At 63.0% G+C, this 14,974-nt stretch carries 23 protein-coding genes and 1 pseudogene; 10 read left to right on the top strand and 14 right to left on the bottom strand.

Features of this window, described 5'->3' with window-relative positions; translation table 11 throughout:
- Positions 1-9: 9 nt before the first annotated feature.
- From NQE15_RS15175 to NQE15_RS15190, 4 genes are all read right to left on the bottom strand, one after another.
- A complete protein-coding gene (locus NQE15_RS15175; RefSeq protein ID WP_265942511.1) occupies positions 10-309 on the bottom strand; it encodes a hypothetical protein in 300 nt (99 codons plus the stop codon).
- 129 nt (positions 310-438) lie between these two features.
- Entirely contained in the window at positions 439-1,788 is a 1,350-nt protein-coding gene (locus NQE15_RS15180) for a phospholipase D-like domain-containing protein (protein ID WP_265942512.1), read from the bottom strand.
- A 62-nt stretch (positions 1,789-1,850) separates the two neighbouring features.
- Positions 1,851-2,012 carry a DUF1328 domain-containing protein gene (locus NQE15_RS15185; RefSeq protein WP_265942513.1) on the bottom strand — a complete coding sequence of 54 codons (162 nt, stop codon included), beginning with the start codon at positions 2,010-2,012 and terminating at the stop codon, positions 1,851-1,853.
- A 97-nt stretch (positions 2,013-2,109) separates the two neighbouring features.
- On the bottom strand, positions 2,110-2,448 hold the full coding sequence (locus tag NQE15_RS15190) for a BON domain-containing protein (protein ID WP_265942514.1): 339 nt from the start codon (positions 2,446-2,448) through the stop codon (positions 2,110-2,112).
- Positions 2,449-2,898: 450 nt separating this feature from the next.
- Here NQE15_RS15190 and NQE15_RS15195 point away from each other — a divergent pair, with 450 nt between their 5' ends.
- Positions 2,899-3,048: a DUF3096 domain-containing protein gene (locus NQE15_RS15195; RefSeq protein ID WP_265942515.1), complete on the top strand. Its 150-nt coding sequence runs from the start codon at positions 2,899-2,901 to the stop codon at positions 3,046-3,048.
- A gap of 104 nt (positions 3,049-3,152) precedes the next feature.
- On the opposite strand, the gene NQE15_RS15200 is transcribed toward NQE15_RS15195, so the two are convergent.
- The 5 genes and pseudogenes from NQE15_RS15200 to NQE15_RS24090 all read right to left on the bottom strand — a co-directional run.
- Positions 3,153-3,410 (bottom strand): hypothetical protein, encoded by a 258-nt coding sequence (locus tag NQE15_RS15200; protein ID WP_265942516.1) that lies wholly within the window; start codon positions 3,408-3,410, stop codon positions 3,153-3,155.
- A 73-nt stretch (positions 3,411-3,483) separates the two neighbouring features.
- Positions 3,484-3,774 (bottom strand): hypothetical protein, encoded by a 291-nt coding sequence (locus NQE15_RS15205; protein ID WP_265942517.1) that lies wholly within the window; start codon positions 3,772-3,774, stop codon positions 3,484-3,486.
- A 47-nt stretch (positions 3,775-3,821) separates the two neighbouring features.
- On the bottom strand, positions 3,822-4,229 hold the full coding sequence (locus tag NQE15_RS15210; RefSeq protein WP_265942518.1) for a TraR/DksA family transcriptional regulator: 408 nt from the start codon (positions 4,227-4,229) through the stop codon (positions 3,822-3,824).
- Between the two features lie 928 nt (positions 4,230-5,157).
- The gene (locus NQE15_RS24085) at positions 5,158-6,159 is read right to left on the bottom strand and encodes a vitamin K epoxide reductase family protein (protein WP_416336546.1); all 1,002 of its coding nucleotides are present in this window, start codon (positions 6,157-6,159) and stop codon (positions 5,158-5,160) included.
- 760 nt (positions 6,160-6,919) lie between these two features.
- Positions 6,920-7,717, bottom strand: a pseudogene (locus NQE15_RS24090) (NAD-dependent epimerase/dehydratase family protein); the annotation flags it as partial.
- 145 nt (positions 7,718-7,862) lie between these two features.
- On the opposite strand from NQE15_RS24090, the gene NQE15_RS15220 reads away from it, so the two are divergent.
- Entirely contained in the window at positions 7,863-8,393 is a 531-nt protein-coding gene (locus NQE15_RS15220) for a hypothetical protein (protein WP_265942520.1), read from the top strand.
- Positions 8,394-8,573: 180 nt separating this feature from the next.
- On the opposite strand, the gene NQE15_RS15225 is transcribed toward NQE15_RS15220, so the two are convergent.
- Complete coding sequence (locus NQE15_RS15225; protein WP_265942521.1) at positions 8,574-9,080, bottom strand: DUF6496 domain-containing protein; 507 nt, start codon at positions 9,078-9,080, stop codon at positions 8,574-8,576.
- 180 nt (positions 9,081-9,260) lie between these two features.
- Here NQE15_RS15225 and NQE15_RS15230 point away from each other — a divergent pair, with 180 nt between their 5' ends.
- Positions 9,261-9,434 (top strand): DUF1328 domain-containing protein, encoded by a 174-nt coding sequence (locus NQE15_RS15230; RefSeq protein WP_265942522.1) that lies wholly within the window; start codon positions 9,261-9,263, stop codon positions 9,432-9,434.
- 37 nt (positions 9,435-9,471) lie between these two features.
- Positions 9,472-9,621, top strand: coding sequence for a hypothetical protein (locus NQE15_RS15235; protein ID WP_265942523.1), 150 nt, complete (start codon positions 9,472-9,474; stop codon positions 9,619-9,621).
- Here NQE15_RS15235 and NQE15_RS15240 read toward each other — a convergent pair.
- The gene (locus NQE15_RS15240) at positions 9,612-10,037 is read right to left on the bottom strand and encodes a PRC-barrel domain-containing protein (RefSeq protein ID WP_265942524.1); all 426 of its coding nucleotides are present in this window, start codon (positions 10,035-10,037) and stop codon (positions 9,612-9,614) included. The genes NQE15_RS15235 and NQE15_RS15240 overlap by 10 nt on opposite strands.
- Positions 10,038-10,210: 173 nt before the next feature.
- Between NQE15_RS15240 and NQE15_RS15245 the strand changes: the two genes are divergently transcribed.
- The gene (locus NQE15_RS15245) at positions 10,211-10,471 is read left to right on the top strand and encodes a hypothetical protein (RefSeq protein WP_265942525.1); all 261 of its coding nucleotides are present in this window, start codon (positions 10,211-10,213) and stop codon (positions 10,469-10,471) included.
- A gap of 9 nt (positions 10,472-10,480) precedes the next feature.
- Positions 10,481-10,780: a DUF421 domain-containing protein gene (locus NQE15_RS15250; RefSeq protein WP_265942526.1), complete on the top strand. Its 300-nt coding sequence runs from the start codon at positions 10,481-10,483 to the stop codon at positions 10,778-10,780.
- Between the two features lie 247 nt (positions 10,781-11,027).
- On the opposite strand, the gene NQE15_RS15255 is transcribed toward NQE15_RS15250, so the two are convergent.
- The 3 genes from NQE15_RS15255 to NQE15_RS15265 all read right to left on the bottom strand — a co-directional run bounded on the left by NQE15_RS15255 (position 11,028) and on the right by NQE15_RS15265 (position 12,943).
- On the bottom strand, positions 11,028-11,339 hold the full coding sequence (locus NQE15_RS15255) for a BON domain-containing protein (protein ID WP_265942527.1): 312 nt from the start codon (positions 11,337-11,339) through the stop codon (positions 11,028-11,030).
- Between the two features lie 201 nt (positions 11,340-11,540).
- Positions 11,541-12,401, bottom strand: a complete 861-nt coding sequence (locus NQE15_RS15260) for a Crp/Fnr family transcriptional regulator (protein WP_265942528.1) — start codon at positions 12,399-12,401, stop codon at positions 11,541-11,543.
- A 17-nt stretch (positions 12,402-12,418) separates the two neighbouring features.
- The gene (locus NQE15_RS15265) at positions 12,419-12,943 is read right to left on the bottom strand and encodes a hypothetical protein (protein WP_265942529.1); all 525 of its coding nucleotides are present in this window, start codon (positions 12,941-12,943) and stop codon (positions 12,419-12,421) included.
- Positions 12,944-13,457: 514 nt separating this feature from the next.
- Between NQE15_RS15265 and NQE15_RS15270 the strand changes: the two genes are divergently transcribed.
- From NQE15_RS15270 to NQE15_RS15285, 4 genes are all read left to right on the top strand, one after another.
- Entirely contained in the window at positions 13,458-13,874 is a 417-nt protein-coding gene (locus NQE15_RS15270) for a hypothetical protein (RefSeq protein ID WP_265942530.1), read from the top strand.
- 81 nt (positions 13,875-13,955) lie between these two features.
- Positions 13,956-14,309: a DUF883 family protein gene (locus NQE15_RS15275; RefSeq protein WP_265942531.1), complete on the top strand. Its 354-nt coding sequence runs from the start codon at positions 13,956-13,958 to the stop codon at positions 14,307-14,309.
- Between the two features lie 58 nt (positions 14,310-14,367).
- Positions 14,368-14,502 carry a cbb3-type cytochrome oxidase subunit 3 gene (locus NQE15_RS15280; protein WP_265942532.1) on the top strand — a complete coding sequence of 45 codons (135 nt, stop codon included), beginning with the start codon at positions 14,368-14,370 and terminating at the stop codon, positions 14,500-14,502.
- Between the two features lie 90 nt (positions 14,503-14,592).
- Positions 14,593-14,955, top strand: coding sequence for a BON domain-containing protein (locus NQE15_RS15285; RefSeq protein WP_265942533.1), 363 nt, complete (start codon positions 14,593-14,595; stop codon positions 14,953-14,955).
- Positions 14,956-14,974 lie beyond the last annotated feature (19 nt).

Below are 14,974 nucleotides of genomic sequence, written 5' to 3' on the forward strand. Positions count from 1 at the left end.
ACGTCTCCATTACCACCCTCCCCTCTTCTTGACGGCCCGGCGGATCGCTTGCCGGGCGGCTTCGGCTATTTGTTCACATTCACGCCTTCCGGGGGGACCTCGGCGCCCGGCGAATGCTCCGGATTCGGCCGGGCCGGGCACGTTGGACGGGGTGCCGTGCAGATCGGTGTCGCGCAGCCCGCGACTGATGTCGCGCGCCGCTTGCTCGATGACCTGGCGTGGCCCCTTGCTTTCCTCGGTTGCCGGCGCAAGCTTCGCCGGCTCGGGGCGTGCTGCGCCGAAACGGCGCAGTCTTTTGCGTGGTTTCATGGTTTTACCTCCTTGGGCTGGCCGATTCGCCGGGATTACCCCGCCTTGGCTGCGCCAGAAAGAGTGATCCGGCGAATGGCCCGATGTCCGTAGTCCAGCAGAAAGCATGCCGAGTTGCCGGGACGCTTTTCACAACATGTATTCCCAGAACCCGACCAGCCATTCGAGCAAGCGGCTCTTGACGCCGCGCCGGGACCAGTCGCTGCGCACGACCTCGTACGAGGCCGACTGGTCGAGCCCGAACAACTGCTGCAGCTCGTTGGCGAAACCGCTGTCCAGTACCAGCAGGTCGGCCTCGAAGTTGTGTACCAGGCTGCGCCAGTCGAGATTGGTCGAGCCGACGCTGGACCAGACACCGTCGATCACCGCGGTCTTGGCATGGAGCAGCGCATCATGGCGTTCGAAGATGCGGACACCGGCTTCCAGCAACTCGCTGTAGCGCGACCGTCCGGCATAGAGCGGCGCCCAGAAGTCGCTGAAGCCGGGCAGCACCAGCCGGACATCGACGCCGCGCCGGGCGGCATCCTGCAAGGCGAGGCGAATGCGCTCATCGGGCACGAAGTAGCCGTAAGTCAGCCAGACCCGGCGCTGCGCGTGCTCGATGGCCGAGAGCAACGCCAGATAGAGTTCGTTGCGTTCGGCCAGCGGATCGGCGGCAACCAGCCGCATCGCCATGCCGCCGGCCCGTACCGCAGGCGGATTGATGCGCGGCTCTGCCCCGTCGGCGTCGGGGCAGCCCTGGCTGCGCCAGGTGTCGTCGAAGCGTTTCTGGAACTGATCGACGACCGGACCGCGAACGGCGACATGGGTGTCGCGCCAGCCTTCCGTCCGGCTGGGCGCCGCGCTCCGGCGGCTAAATGAACCGGAACTGTAGACACTGCTGATATTGATGCCGCCGGTGAAGGCGACGCGGTTATCGACGATCAGCAGCTTGCGGTGATCGCGGTTGTTCAGGCTCAAGCGGGCATCGCCCTGCAGGCGCAGCGGACTCACCGGATTGAATTCGCAGACGGCAATGCCGGCAGCCTTGAGGCGTGCGAAGTATTCATGCGGCGTGGCCAGCGAGCCGATGCTGTCGTAGAGCACGCGTACCGCCACCCGCTCGGCCCGCTTGGCCTCGAGTGCGCTGGCCAGGCGTTCGCCAATGCCGGCCGGTTCCAGCAGGTAGGTTTCGAGATCGATATGGTGGCGTGCCCGGTTGATCGCGCGCAACATGGCCCGCTCCGTCTGAGGGCCGTCGATCAGCAGGCGGGCGCTATTGCCCAGGGCCAGCGGAGCGCTCATTACGGCCTCGACCTCGCCGAGATGGCGGGCGAGCAGGCCGTGCACATCCTCGCCTTCAATGCGCTTCACCGCGGCGGCGGCTTGCGCAGCGTTCAGCGGTCCCGATTCGTCGTCCACCCTGATCGGCACTGGCTGCTGGCCGACCTCGGGCAACGGGCGGGCCGGCGGGCGGGTCGCGCAGGCGCCGAGAATCACGCTGAGACACAAAAGCCAAGGCCAACCAGTGGTCATCGCGCGATTGTCGGCCCGCATCTCGATTACCTTCGCAGCAGTCCGCCGAGCAGCGAAATCAGCGCCAGCACCAGGAAGATGTAGAAAAGGATCTTGGCGATACCGACGGCGCTCGCGGCGATACCGCCGAAGCCGAACAGCGCGGCGATCAATGCGATGATCAGGAATACTGCGGCATAGTGCAACATGATGGCTTTCTCCTGTCAGCACCTTGTCGGACTTTTCATCGGCCGGGATCAAGCCGGCCGATGGTCGTTACTGCCGCTCCGGGCAGGCGCCGGCCGATCAGGGCTGCTTGAGGCGAATGTCGTTGCGCACGGCCTTGACGCCCGGGACCTGATTGGCCAGTTGTGCGGCCCGCTCGATGGCCGTGCTGCTCGACGCAAAGCCAGACAGCTGGACCGTGCCCTTGAAAGTCTCGACCTTGACCTCGGTTGCCTTGACTTCCTTGTCCTTGACGAAGGCCGCCTTGACCTTGGCGGTGATCGCCGTATCGTCGACATACTCGCCGGCGCTTTCCTTGGCCGGCGGATTCGCGGTGGCCGGCGCCGGATCGTTGGCGATGGCGCCCAGCGGCAGGGCACCGAGAAGCAACAGGGTGGAAAGGCTGATTTTGTGTTTCATCGCGAGTCTCCTTGGGTGGGTGAAGGGAAAGTCTCCGGAACGCCATTGCTGCGGCATTGCCGGGAGCTCAATTCATGCTAGGCCCTCCCCTGGCGCCTCGCTGTCAGACCTTGCTGAAGCATTTGTAGGAAGGTTCCCGCATGTCCGGGCCACGATACAGCCCCGGTCAACCGGGTAATGCAAATGCCGCGCCACCTGCCGGCGGTCGGCCGTCACGACAGGCTCGCCCAGTAAAATTTGCGGGTTTGGCAGTAAGACTTACTGCCTGGCGCCGGGCGAGCCGCGTTAACCGCCAGGCGAGGCGGTCTGGTCTGCCCCATCGCCTTGGTATGGAATCTGCAGGACTGATTACTGTTCGCCCGATCCGGCATTTCCGCCAACCGGAATCCGCCATGGACGATGAAGCGAATACCCGGAACGACCTGCCCCCTGATATGGAGAGCGATGACTATGACCTTGCACCTTGCCCCCCTGGCCGCACTGATCGCCGGCATCCTGATCCTGGCTGTGCCCAGCCTGCTCAATTACATTGTCGCCATTTACCTGATCATCATCGGATTGGCCGGAATCTTCGGCTACCGCTCGACCCGTGTGCCCTAGGCAGGCCGACCCCCGATTGCAGCGCCGGAATTGCTTTCAGGCGACCAAGCCGCCGGGCGGAAGCCCGGCGAGGACCGAAAAGAGCCGGACGGCATTCCCCGGCGCTACTTTCGGACGGCGTTCTTGTACTGTTCCTCAGTGATTTTCCTGACCTCGAAACCACTCAGATTGACTTTGTCGCCGGTGGCTTTGTCGACAAATCGGGCATGTCCGTCGTCGTGCTCGATATCCCGGGTGTAATACGCCTTGCCGCTGGCCGTATCAGTCACCTGATAGTAGTGGCCGCCACATGCCGCGAGCAACGGTATTGCTGCCAACGCCGCCCAGCTCCGAAGTCGTTTGCTGGTCATCAACGTTTTCATCTCGCGTCTCCCAACGTGTCAAAAATTTCAATCCGTCGACCGTCTTGTCATGGCGCGGCGCCTCTCGCCAGCCTCAGATTGCAATCAGGCCTGGCCTGCGCAGCGTTGGATGCTGCGAATCGATCGTTTCTCCTGGCCTCGGGCGAGGCGGCAGTTCCTGGCTGGCGCCAGGGCCGAGCGGAACGCCAAACCGCTGTTCCCCCTCGATCAATGGCAAAACGATATCGCTCTTCGGCAGCGGGGTTTCCTGGCGCTGGCAGCCGATCAGGGCGGCGCCCAGCATGGCTGCCACGACCAGGGGCGGCAGCTGGCGGCAAGACTTACGGGCTGGCCGGTAAGGCTTACCGGCTGTTGACCTCGGCACTTGTTCCGTTTCTCCGTCGCTGCCTGGCCGGTGCTTGAGCAAGGTTGTCATTTAGTCCACGGTCCAAAATTCAGGGGCCGCCTCATGCTTTCTGACCGCCCTGTAACAGCCTGTTCGCAAAAGACCTGGCAATGCGGACAGCGGGTTGCCGTCGGCTGTGCCAGCAGGCGCTCGAAGGCGATCGCGCTGCCGCAGTCGATGCAGACGACGGCACTGCCGGCGGCAAGACGGGCGCGGGCGGCCTCGATAACGCGCAAGTCGCGGACGTCGCGGACCACGGCGCGGCTCGGGTGTTCGCGGATCAGTTCGATGTCGCCGGTGGTCGGCGTCATGCCGGGCGCACTGCAGTCGCGCAGGCGGGCGACATGTTCGTGCATCGCGGACTCCAGAACTCTCTCCTGGGCATCGAGCAGCTCGAACAAGGTAGCGCGTTGTTCATTGGTCAGTTGATTCATGGCGCCACTCCTCTCTTTTAAAAAAAGTGCTGCCGCACGCTGGCCGCGTCGGTCAGCCATAACGCAAGCGGTTTCGCCATCGCCGGCGGTTCGCGGACCGGCACGGGCAGGACATCGGGCGGAGGATCATCGATCCCGGGCGGCTCCTTGTCAGGCGGGAACTCCGGGGTCCTCGGTGGTACGGGGGCTTTGGCGGATCGGCAGGATTCGGCGGGTCGGGCTCGGCCGGCGGTGAAGCCGGAATATTGGCCAGCCAGCCCCTGCCAGCGATTCCCGGGCAGTGCTCCAGAGGAAGGCGCCGCCCGTTGGCCGGCCATCCGCGTTATCAGCGAACGAGCAATCGCGCGACGCGCGCCATAGACTTTGCTGCATGTTTTTTTCCTTTCGCAAACGGAGAGGGTCAGGATGCGTGACAGCTGCTTTGTTTATCCGTCCGGCCCGACCGCGCCGGGATTCATTGCCTTCCAGCAAACACCGTTCCACTCCTTGTTTTTCCGTGCTGCTGGCCGACTGGCGAGCTAAAGGCCGGTCTAAGACCGCCTTTGGCTCGACTTGGCCGCAATTTTTACCGATAACCGGTAAATCCTTCGCCGCCGCCGGCACGGCTGCCCGCCGCTGCTGCAGTCGACCGGAAATACGCCCTGTTTCACCGCATCACCTCGCCGAAATAGGCTGCCCGGGCTGCTCTTCCCTGCTCCGCAGATAGCGATCCCAGGTGCCGTAGTGGCTGACGATCGCCCCGCGCGGCAGGCAGAGTGCGATCAACGCCAGACCGGCGAAACCGCTGACGAGACTGCCGGCCACGCTGTAGCCCTCGAGTAGCCAGGGCGCAACCAGCAGCCAGGCCCGAAGGCACCATTTGCAAAGCGCAGTGGCCTGGCGACTTCGGCCAGGGCCATCACGGCAAAGGTGACAACCAGCGAGCCGATCACGTGGTCGTTATCGGCCGCCGGCCGGAGGTATCGAACAGCGGGCGGGTCAGCATCAGCCCGACACCGATGGCGGCGCTGATGGCCACGGTCCACGGTACGGTGACCCCGCCGCGGAGCATTTCGCGTACCACCGCGCCGGGTGGCGCCTCGAAATCGTCCGCGTAATCGGCGCTGCCGCCGTCGATGGTGTCGCCGTGGACAATCACGTGCCACAGCGATTTCCCCTGCCGCCGGCGTTCGCGGAGAAACTGCAGGGTGGCCAGGATTTCGTCGAAGGAATACGGGATCTGCAGCAACATGGCGACCGCTGCCAGCAGGCACAGCGTGCACCAGGTGCCGATGACGATCGGCTGGATGATGATGAAGACAATGCTGACCCCGCCGAGCGGCACGATCATCACGCCGAAGAGCAGCACCAGCCAGGGCATCGTGCGCCAGCGTCGCTTGTCGCCGATGACGCCGGTAATGATTTCGAGGACATAGGCGGCGCCGCCCAGTCCGGCGTCGGAAACCGGCCAGGCTTCGGAGACGGCCGAGGTGATGATGACCTCGCTGCCGTCGCCGAAGAAGGGATCCCAGGCGGCGTCGATATGGCCGAGCTGGAAGGCGGCGAGATAGCGCGAAATGAGCAGGCCGACAAGGGCCAGGGCGATGATCGGAATGCGCTGGTTCCACGAGGATGGGCTGTAATCCCAGCCGGGCGGCGTATCCGGCCCGACCAGCCGGGCGACCGGACTGACCCCGGGCGTCGCCGAAGAAGGGATCCCAGGCGGCGTCGATATGGCCGAGCTGGAAGGCGGCGAGATAGCGCGAAATGAGCAGGCCGACAAGGGCCAGGGCGATGATCGGAATGCGCTGGTTCCACGAGGATGGGCTGTAATCCCAGCCGGGCGGCGTATCCGGCCCGACCAGCCGGGCGACCGGACTGACCCCGGGCGTCGCCGGCACTCCCACCGCAAACAGGATGACCAGGGCGCCGACCAGCGTATCGTTGGCATAAGCGACGGCGCTCGGCGTCCAGAAAACCAGCGGCGCGAACAGCAGCCAGCTACCCAATGCGGCCGTCGCCCAGCGCGCCCAGCCGGTACGGCGGGACAGCGAAAAAAGGGCGAACAGGGTAATCAGCAGGCCGCTCAGGATGTCGCTGGCGGTCATCCAGGTATCCGCCAGCGGCAGGCCGCGCTGGTTGGGCGCCGGCAGTTCGCCGGCGATGCCCCAGTGCTCGGCCAGCCCGAAAATGAAGGGGCTGGAAACCAGCCACAGGCCGAGCGCCGCGTTGGCGAAATGGCACCACACCGTCTGCCCGTGCTGATGCCGATCGAGGGCCTCGAATTCGGCGATCAACTGCGTTTCCGGTGTTGGCTGCTCGGCCAGATCTTCCAGCCACAGCGGAATCGGGATGCGATTCCGGCGATACCAGGCGGCTGGGCTCTGTTTGAGCTGACCAATCATCCGGGGTAGCGTGCCGCGCAGGCTGTGGCGCGGTCGCCAGCCGAGCAGACTGGCGGCGCGCGAAATGTCCAGTTCGTAGTGATCGTCGGCCAGCCAGACCATGAAGGGCTTGATGAAGGGTTCGATGCCGCGGTCGATGGCGTCGGGGATGACGTCCTCGATCACCTCCTGAGCCCAGGCGCCGGTCGCCGCCACCGGCTTCGGGATGCGCCGCGTCGTCCAGGCTTCGCCATGGATTAGGCGCCCGATCAGGTTCTGCAGCGATTCGTAGCTTTCGCTGACCGGCTCGCCGATCAACACGGTCGTTTCTTCGCCCAGCTTAGACCGGGACTCCACGGTCAGGCGAAAGGCTGCGGCGACATCGTCGAGATGCACGAAGGCCTGGCCGTGGGCCGGGTCGCCGGGGAAGACATGGCTGAGCCGCTGCCGCTCGTAGATGCGCTGGATCTGGTAGGCCAGCGAGGGAACTTCGCAATCGTCGCTATAGACGCCAGCCAGGCGCAGGATGACTGCGGGAATCCGCCCGCGCTCGCGGCGCACCACCTCTTCCGCCGCCACCTTGGATTGCGGATACGGCCATTTCGGCGCCAGTTCGGCCGTTTCGTCGAGCGCCACGCCGGGCCGGGTCGGGGCGTGGACCAGCATGGTGCTGGCGTAGACGAACTGCTCGACTTCGAAACCTTGCAAGGCCTGCAGCAGGTGGCGCGTGCCCTGCACATTGACCGCTTCATAGCGCGCATCGGGCTCACCGGTGAAGTCGTAGAAGGCAGCCAGATGAATGACCGACGCCAGGCGTCCGCCGTAGCGCTCGCGCAGACTGCGGCAGGCGGCGGCGAGCGCCGCCTCGACGATGATATCGGCGTCGATGCAGTCGACCGCCTGCCGGCAGTCGAGTTCGAAGCCGACCACGGTGAAACACTCGGCCAGCGCCGCACCGATCGCGCTGCCGAGCCGCCCAGCCGAGCCGGTGACCAGAACCACAGGTTTTGCCGAAGCCATGTCCGTCTCCTTCAACCGCGGGTTGTCAAAGTCTGACCGGAGCAAATGGCGCGCCCGTTGCCGGCCTGCCCGAGCGCGCCGCTGTCGCTTCCTCAGCGGATTCATGGGGATAGCTCAGGGTCTGTCCGCCTGTTGTTGCGTTGGAAACTTTTTTCCTGCTGCCGGGTCATTGCAGGTAAATGCTTGTTGCAATTACTGCCATGCGGTTGGCGGTAGCTGGCGTCGCCGGACTGACGTGAGGAGGTGCGAAATGGACGAACTGCTGGCCTCTTTGGTGGCTGCCGCGATTCAGTTCAGCGGTTTGCCGCCCATCGAAACGCTGCCGCCTGTTCAGGCCATGCCGTATCAGGCCATGCTGGTCGAAATATGCGCCGACGAGCGCGCCGCTGTGCCGATGCTGCTGGCGCAGTATCGGCAATGCTCCGAACAGCACCGGATGATGACGACGGTGTGCGACGAATTGAAGGTCGAAGCCGATAGCCACGCTCAATGCATGCAGCAGCGCGGCTTGGTCGCGGCGTATCTGATTGAGCAGCGACGGATTGTCTATCGCAACGATCTGAACCTGGACAACGATGCAGATAACTCGTTCCTGGTTCATGAATACGTCCATGCCCTGCAAAACCAGTATTTCGGCGAGCAGATGTTCGAAACCTGCCAGGGCGTGATGGCGGCGGAGGAACAGGCTTACGCCGTGCAACAGAAATATCTGCGCTCGCGCAGCCAACTGCTGCGCGTCGGCGATCGCTTGCGCCTGGTTAGCTGTCGCGACATTCACTGATGGTTCGCCCGTAGCCGCCTGCACGGAGTCGGAGTAACTCATAAAAGCAAGCGGCTGACGAATACCCGGCTTTTTCCCGCCGAGCGGAAACGACAGCCGGCAATCGGCACCGGAAACTAGTCAAAAGGGCCAGTTTCATGGCCGGTCCCGCCCAGCGAATCAGCCGACGTTTCCCGTCCTTCAGCCGCCGCTGCGTCGGGCCGCCCGGGTTTGCGCCGCTTTACGGGCGACGGCGGAACGCCCGGCAGCTCCCTTGGTCTGCGCCCCCTGGCGGGCCGCAGCGGAGCGCTCGGCGGGACTGCGCTGGCGGGCAGCGGCCCGGCCTTGCTTGGCGAGCGCCGCCGGCGTTGCGGCGGCGTCCCCTTCGCGTTCCAACGCTCCCAGCGTGGCCTTGGCGCGGCGGCGGGAAACGCTGGTTCCGCCCGGCGCGCCATTTTTCAGGTCGCGTTCGGCCTTGCGCCGGGTTGCCTCGCTGCCGCTTCCTGCCTTCGGTGGCGGAAGCTTGACTCCGGCCCGGCGCGCTTCGGACAGGCCAATGGCAATGGCCTGCTTGGTCGAGCGGGCGCCGTGCCTGCCCTCGCGGATATGGTGTATTTCTTCACGAACGAATTCGCCGGCCTGTGTCGACGGCGACTTTCCTTCGCGCTTGTCCTTTTCGGCCCGTTCGATGGCTTTTCTGTCCGGCATCGCAACACCTCGCAAGATTAGTGGATCACGGGACAGGTCTGGCAAAACACATGCCCAGCCGCGGCCTGCCGGACAACATCCATTTTAGGTGGCTTGACTTGCCAACTGCGGCAACGGGGCATACGACTTGCTCCGGTATTGGCTGGTGCCGGTGAACCAAGGCACAAGGAGCAAAGAGCCATGATCAAACTAGCCATCATCTTTTTCATTATTTCCCTGGTCGCCGGGCTGCTGGGCTTCACCAATATCGCGGCCGGGGCGGCAGGCATTGCTAAAATCCTATTCTTCATCGCCCTGACCATCTTCCTCATCGTGCTGATCTTCGGCGTGCTGCTGGGGCTGTTGGCGTTTTAAGCGGATTGCGCTGCCGGCGGCTGACTCCGTCGGTCAATTGAAAAAAATGCTGTACCGTTTGAAAGAATTACCTGTTTCCCGCCTGTTGCGCCCGTCCGAACTGGCGGAAAAAAACGCGGCCAGGCGTCACCGCCTGGCCGCGTTCGAGTCCGGTATTAACCGGCTTTCAGGCATTGACTACCAGTAGGTCTGCTGCCCGTAATAGTCATGTACTTGCCGCGCCCAGGTGACGTCCGCCATGGCCGGCCAGTGGTCCTTGTCGAAACCCGGGGCGTTCTCCAGCTTTTCCTTGTCGGCGTCGAGAATGAAGCACTTGTGGTCCGCATCCAGCGTCAGTGCGCCCCACGGAATGGCGAACAGCTTGTCGGCAATGCCGAGAAAACCACCCGACGACAACACCGCGTAGGCTACCCGACCGCTCTGCACATCGATCATGATCTTCTTGATTTCGCCAAGATTCTCGCCCTCGTGATTGACCACATCGTCACCCTCGAGGGTGTCTGCCGCCATGACTTCGGGGCCGGGGCCTTCGCACGGGACACCACCGACGATTCTGGCCTGCTGGCTACTACTGCTGCTACCTGCATAAGTTGAACTTGCCATTTCATCTCTCCTAGATCAATACCAAGAAGCTGCTATCGGCACCATTGCCGACTTGGTGGGTTTGCGCTTCCATGGGAAGACTAATTGCCTTCAATCGCCCCTCGGGAATCGCCATTTGGCTTTAGCAATCGGCATGCCTTCGCTTAGTCATTGGCGATGCGCCCGCCATTCGGATGAATCACCTGGCCGGTGATGGAGGACGAAGCTTCGGGCATGCCCATTGCTCTCAAATGCAAACCATGTCACCCGATTGGCCCAGCCTCTTCGTTCTGAGCGTTTCGCCTGTGGAACTGTTTGTTCGCGGCAGCATTGTCTATCTTTTTCTGTTCGCTGTTTTCCGAACCATTCTGCAGCGCGACATCCGCACCGTCGGCATCGCCGACGTGCTGCTGGTGCTGGTCGCCGATGCCGCCCAGAATGCGATGGCCGCCTAATACCGCTCGGTGAGCGATGGAATCATCCTGATCTCGACCATCATCGGCTGGAACCTGCTGTTCGATTTCCTCGCCTACCGCTCACCCCGCTTGCGCCGCCTGCTCCAGCCGCCGGAAATCTGCCTTGTCCGCGATGGCCGGATCATTCATCGCAACCTGCGCCGCGAATATCTGAGCGAGGACGATCTCTACGCCCAGTTGCGCGAGCACGGTATTGCCGACTTGTCCGAGGTTCGCACCGCTTACATGGAAAGCGACGGCAAGATCAGCGTCATCCCCCGCCAGCCAGGGAAAACGTCGGCGAAATGATCGCCGCGCCCCGGCGTCACGATTCGGTATCTTTTGCCACGCCCGGGTGGAAGTTGCAGTCACTATTTCCAGCCGGTCGCTTCAACGGCTGGCGGGCTATGGCAGGCCTGTCCTAGACCATGCCGAGCAACCACAGGATCAGGAGCACAATCTATCCCTGCCCTGCCCGACCCGGGAGCCAGCAAGCTTCCACTCGCCGGAGCGGGCCGGGCAATGCTGGCGAGGGGATCGCCCCCCGCCCACCGTCCTATCTCAGGCGGATGTCATTGACCACGGACTTGACGCCCTTGACCTTGCGCGTCACTTCGGCGGCCCGCTCGATCTGATCGCGGGAACTGACGAAGCCGCTCAACTGAACCCGGCCCTTATAGGTCTCGACATTGATCTCGCTAACTTTCAACGCCGAATCCTCGAGGATGGCCGCTTTCACCTTTGTTGTGATCACGGTGTCGTCGACATAGTCCCCGGTGCCTTCGTGTCGCGGGGACGAGGCGCAACCGAGCACAAAGGCATAAAGAAGCGCAACAAAAAAGTAGGACATTCGATTCAACTGGTTCATGGCAAACCTCCTCCGTTACTGGTAATTGGGTAGATGCCGGCCAAGCTCAAATGGCACCCAATCCAGATACCTGCAAAACCCGAGCCAGTGTGCTTCCGGCCGGGGTAGCCATCCATTCCTGCCTTGATTTGCCCGTTGACCTGAATTTTTACCAGCCATCCAGAAAAAAATACAAAGTCGGCGCCCGGCTGGGAAGCCCGTTCAATTGGCCCACGACGCAGCGGGCAGAAGGCGTTCGGTTTCGCGCTTGATCACGGAATAGCATTCGCAGGCGTGATCTTCCAGGCCCGGACGATCGAGCACGGTGATATGTCCGCGGCTATAACGGATCATGCCGAGCCGTTGCAGCTTGCCGGCCGCCTCGGTGATCCCTTCGCGGCGGACGCCGATCATTTTCGAAATGTGTTCGTGGGTAATCGTCAGATCGTCGCCCGGCAAGCGGTCGAGGCTCGCCAGCAGGCAGCGGCACAGCTGCTGCTCGATCGAATGAAGGCGGTTGCAGCCGGCACTCTGCATCACCTGGGTGATCAACGACTGTGTGTAGCAGAGCAGTAGCCGGGTTACGGCCGGCGTCCGCTCAAACTCGTGCATCAGCACTCTGGCCGGCAGCCGGAAGGCATAGCCGGCGCTGAGCACGACGGCGCTGCAGGCCGACGTTTCAATGCCCATGAAGCGCGACAGGCCGACCATGCCTTCGATGCCGACCATCGCGGCCTGGGCCGAGGCCCCGTTTTCCATCATGCAGAGCAGCGAAACGATCGCGTTGGTCGGGAAGTAGACTTGGCTGTACAAGCCGCCGGCTTCCTCGATCAGGCAACTGCCGAGCGGCAGTTCGCACAGTTGCAGGTGGGGAGAAATGCGATTCCACACCTCGTCCGGCAGGGCCTTGAGCAGGCGGTTTTGGCGCGACAGTCGGTCGATGCTGACGACAGGCGCCCGTCCTGGCTGCGCCTGCAATGGCTGCCGAGTCTCAAGGTGCAGGCTAGTGATGGCGCTGCTCCTGCCGCTATTGATCGTCTTATGATCGGGTAGGCTGGTGGCTTTTCGCAAGGTCGACAACATGGCCATTCTCCTTCGTATCAGGCGACGCGCTGTTCATCGCGCACGGTCAAGGAATCACCGATGATCTTGGTCGCCAGGTTCTTTTCCGTCGCGGTCGGGGTTTCGACGATCAGCGTTACATGGCCGCTGCGGATGGCGTAGTGCACGAGATCGGCAAATTTCCCGTCACGCTTTTTCGCGCCCTTGTTGGCCCCGGCAGCTGCCCCGACCACGCCGCCGAGAACGGCGCCCCAGCCGAGCATGGCCAGCGGTGCGAGGAGCGGACTGGCAACGAACAGCGTCACGTTGGCCGCCACCAGCGCCACTTGTCCCAGGGCGCCAAGGCCGGTACCGACCAGTGTGCCGACGGTGCCGTCGATCAGCACCTCCTTCAACACCTCGTCGTCGTCGGCGAGCTGGGGATTGTCATCTTCGGCCCGCACCCGTTCGACCACCTTGATATGCTTGCGCAGGATGCCCTGTTCGATCAGTCGGCTGCGCACCGTCTCCGCTTCGGCACGGCTGGCGTAAATCCCGGTGACAATATGGCTCTCTGTTTTCATAATGATTTCTCCTTGGTTCAATGAACGATCCGGCTTGTCAAATTCACGGATTGGGCCGGGGTGAGCGGTTCCGGAAGGTGTTGAGGGCCATGGCCAACTTTGTGCCAACTGCAGGCCGCTGGCGCGGCATGGATCCCGGTACTGACTACCAGCAAACACCATTCCATTGACTGACTTTCCTCGCCCCGCCTGGCAGACGGTCGGTGAAGGCGCGGGCAAGGAGTCGCACGATGCATCGCCTTATCGCAATTTTTACCGATCATTCGGTAAATCCTTCTTGGTCGCCGTTTTGTTGAGTTTCGGAAAAACAGCGCCGGATCTTCGGCCCTACGCCGACTGCCGTTGTCTGCGCCAGCGAAGACGCTAGGCTGGCTGGCGCATGGCACGCCGCTTGCTGAAATTAGAGCAAGACTGTCCTGAATTCGAACCCTTCCCCTTTGGCCGCCGGGTGACGCTCTGCTGGCGCCGAGGCGTTGTGGCCGGTGCCCCGAATCGACAACATTAAGGAGGTAGCATGAAGGAACTCAATATCAACCTGTCCATAACCGCGTTGACCGTTGGCCTCGCCTTCTGCATCACCGGGCTGGCCGAAGGCCTGTCGAAAGACAGCTACAAGGCGGACAAGGAGTCGATCGCTGCCGAGTACAAGGCGGCCAAGAGCGCCTGTGGCGCCATGTCCGGCAACCAGAAGGATATCTGCGTCGCCCAGGCGAAAGGCAAGGAGAAGGTCGCCCTCGCCGAACTGGAAGCCAATTACAAGCCGTCGCCCAGGAACGACTACCAGGTTCGGGTCGCCAAGGCCGAGGCCGACTATGCGGTTGCCAAGGAGCAATGCGACGACAAGGCGGGCAATGCAAAGGACGTCTGCGTCAAGGAAGCCAAGGTGGCGGAAGCTGCTGCCAAGGCCGAGGCCACGGCAGCCATGAAGTAGGCGCCTGGCACTTGCCGGACGATCGGGGCGCAGGCCAAACATCCGGTGCCCCAGGTTTCATTCTCGATCAGGAAGACCAATATGAAACATAGTGCAGAAAATTTGCCGCTCCCCGTCGCCAAACTGGCAATCACCGCCGAGCAGGCGCATCAAGCCATCGATCAGCTTTCCGAAGCTGCCCGTCCGGCAGTATGGCGCACGGCGGCGAGCGCGCATCAGATGGTGGATCGCATTAGCGGCGCCTCCGACCGCGTGGCGCAACGGCTGGAGCGAACCGCCACCCGGCTGAAAGATGCCGAGCAGCATCTGCTTGGCGCCAGCCGCAGCTATGCCCACGACAATCCGCTCAAAATGGCAGGCATCGCATTGGCCGCCGGTTTTCTGATCAGCCTGCTGATCAGTTCCGGCAAGTCGACCCGAGGCAGCGCCAAGTAGCCGGCATCGGCCGGCTCACAGTGGCGCGACAAGGCCGGCCCGGAAACGGCTTGAAGCCATGGCGACCTGGGAATATACCGTTTGGCTGTTCATGCTGATCGCGCTGTTTGTCGGCGTCGTGATCTGGGCCTTCGGTCGCAAGCGCAAGAAGCGCTTCGAACAGGATTCCCGGATACCGTTCGATGATGAATAGATCTTCAGCCGCCGCGCCGCTTTTACCTCTTCACGGCAGCCGCGGTTGCCTCGGGGCGATGGGTGGTTACAAGGATCAAGGAGGCGTCAAGTGACCGGGAATAGCGCTACAGACATCAAGACCAAGGCACTCCTGGCGTTGTGCGGGAGCATTCTTGCCGGCGGCCTCATGCTTGGCGGCTGCGAGCGCGCGAACACCGAACCGGCGAGCCAGGTGCCGAGCGCCGCCGCTCCGCGCAGCAACGACGATGCCATCAATGCCCGGGTCAAAGCCCGGCTGGCATCCGATGCCGAACTGTTGCCGCTCCCCATTGCCGTTGAAACCCAGGACGGCAGAGTCACCCTGCGTGGCGTCGTACCGCAAGCCATGATCGCGCGAGCCGAGCAGCTGGTCGGGAATGTCGAAGGGGTTCGCGCCGTAGACAACCGGCTCGAGCCAGCCGCCGCTTCGTGATCGAAAGGATTCTCCATGC

This window comes from Dechloromonas sp. A34, assembly GCF_026261605.1.
Classification (GTDB): Bacteria; Pseudomonadota; Gammaproteobacteria; order Burkholderiales; family Rhodocyclaceae; genus Azonexus.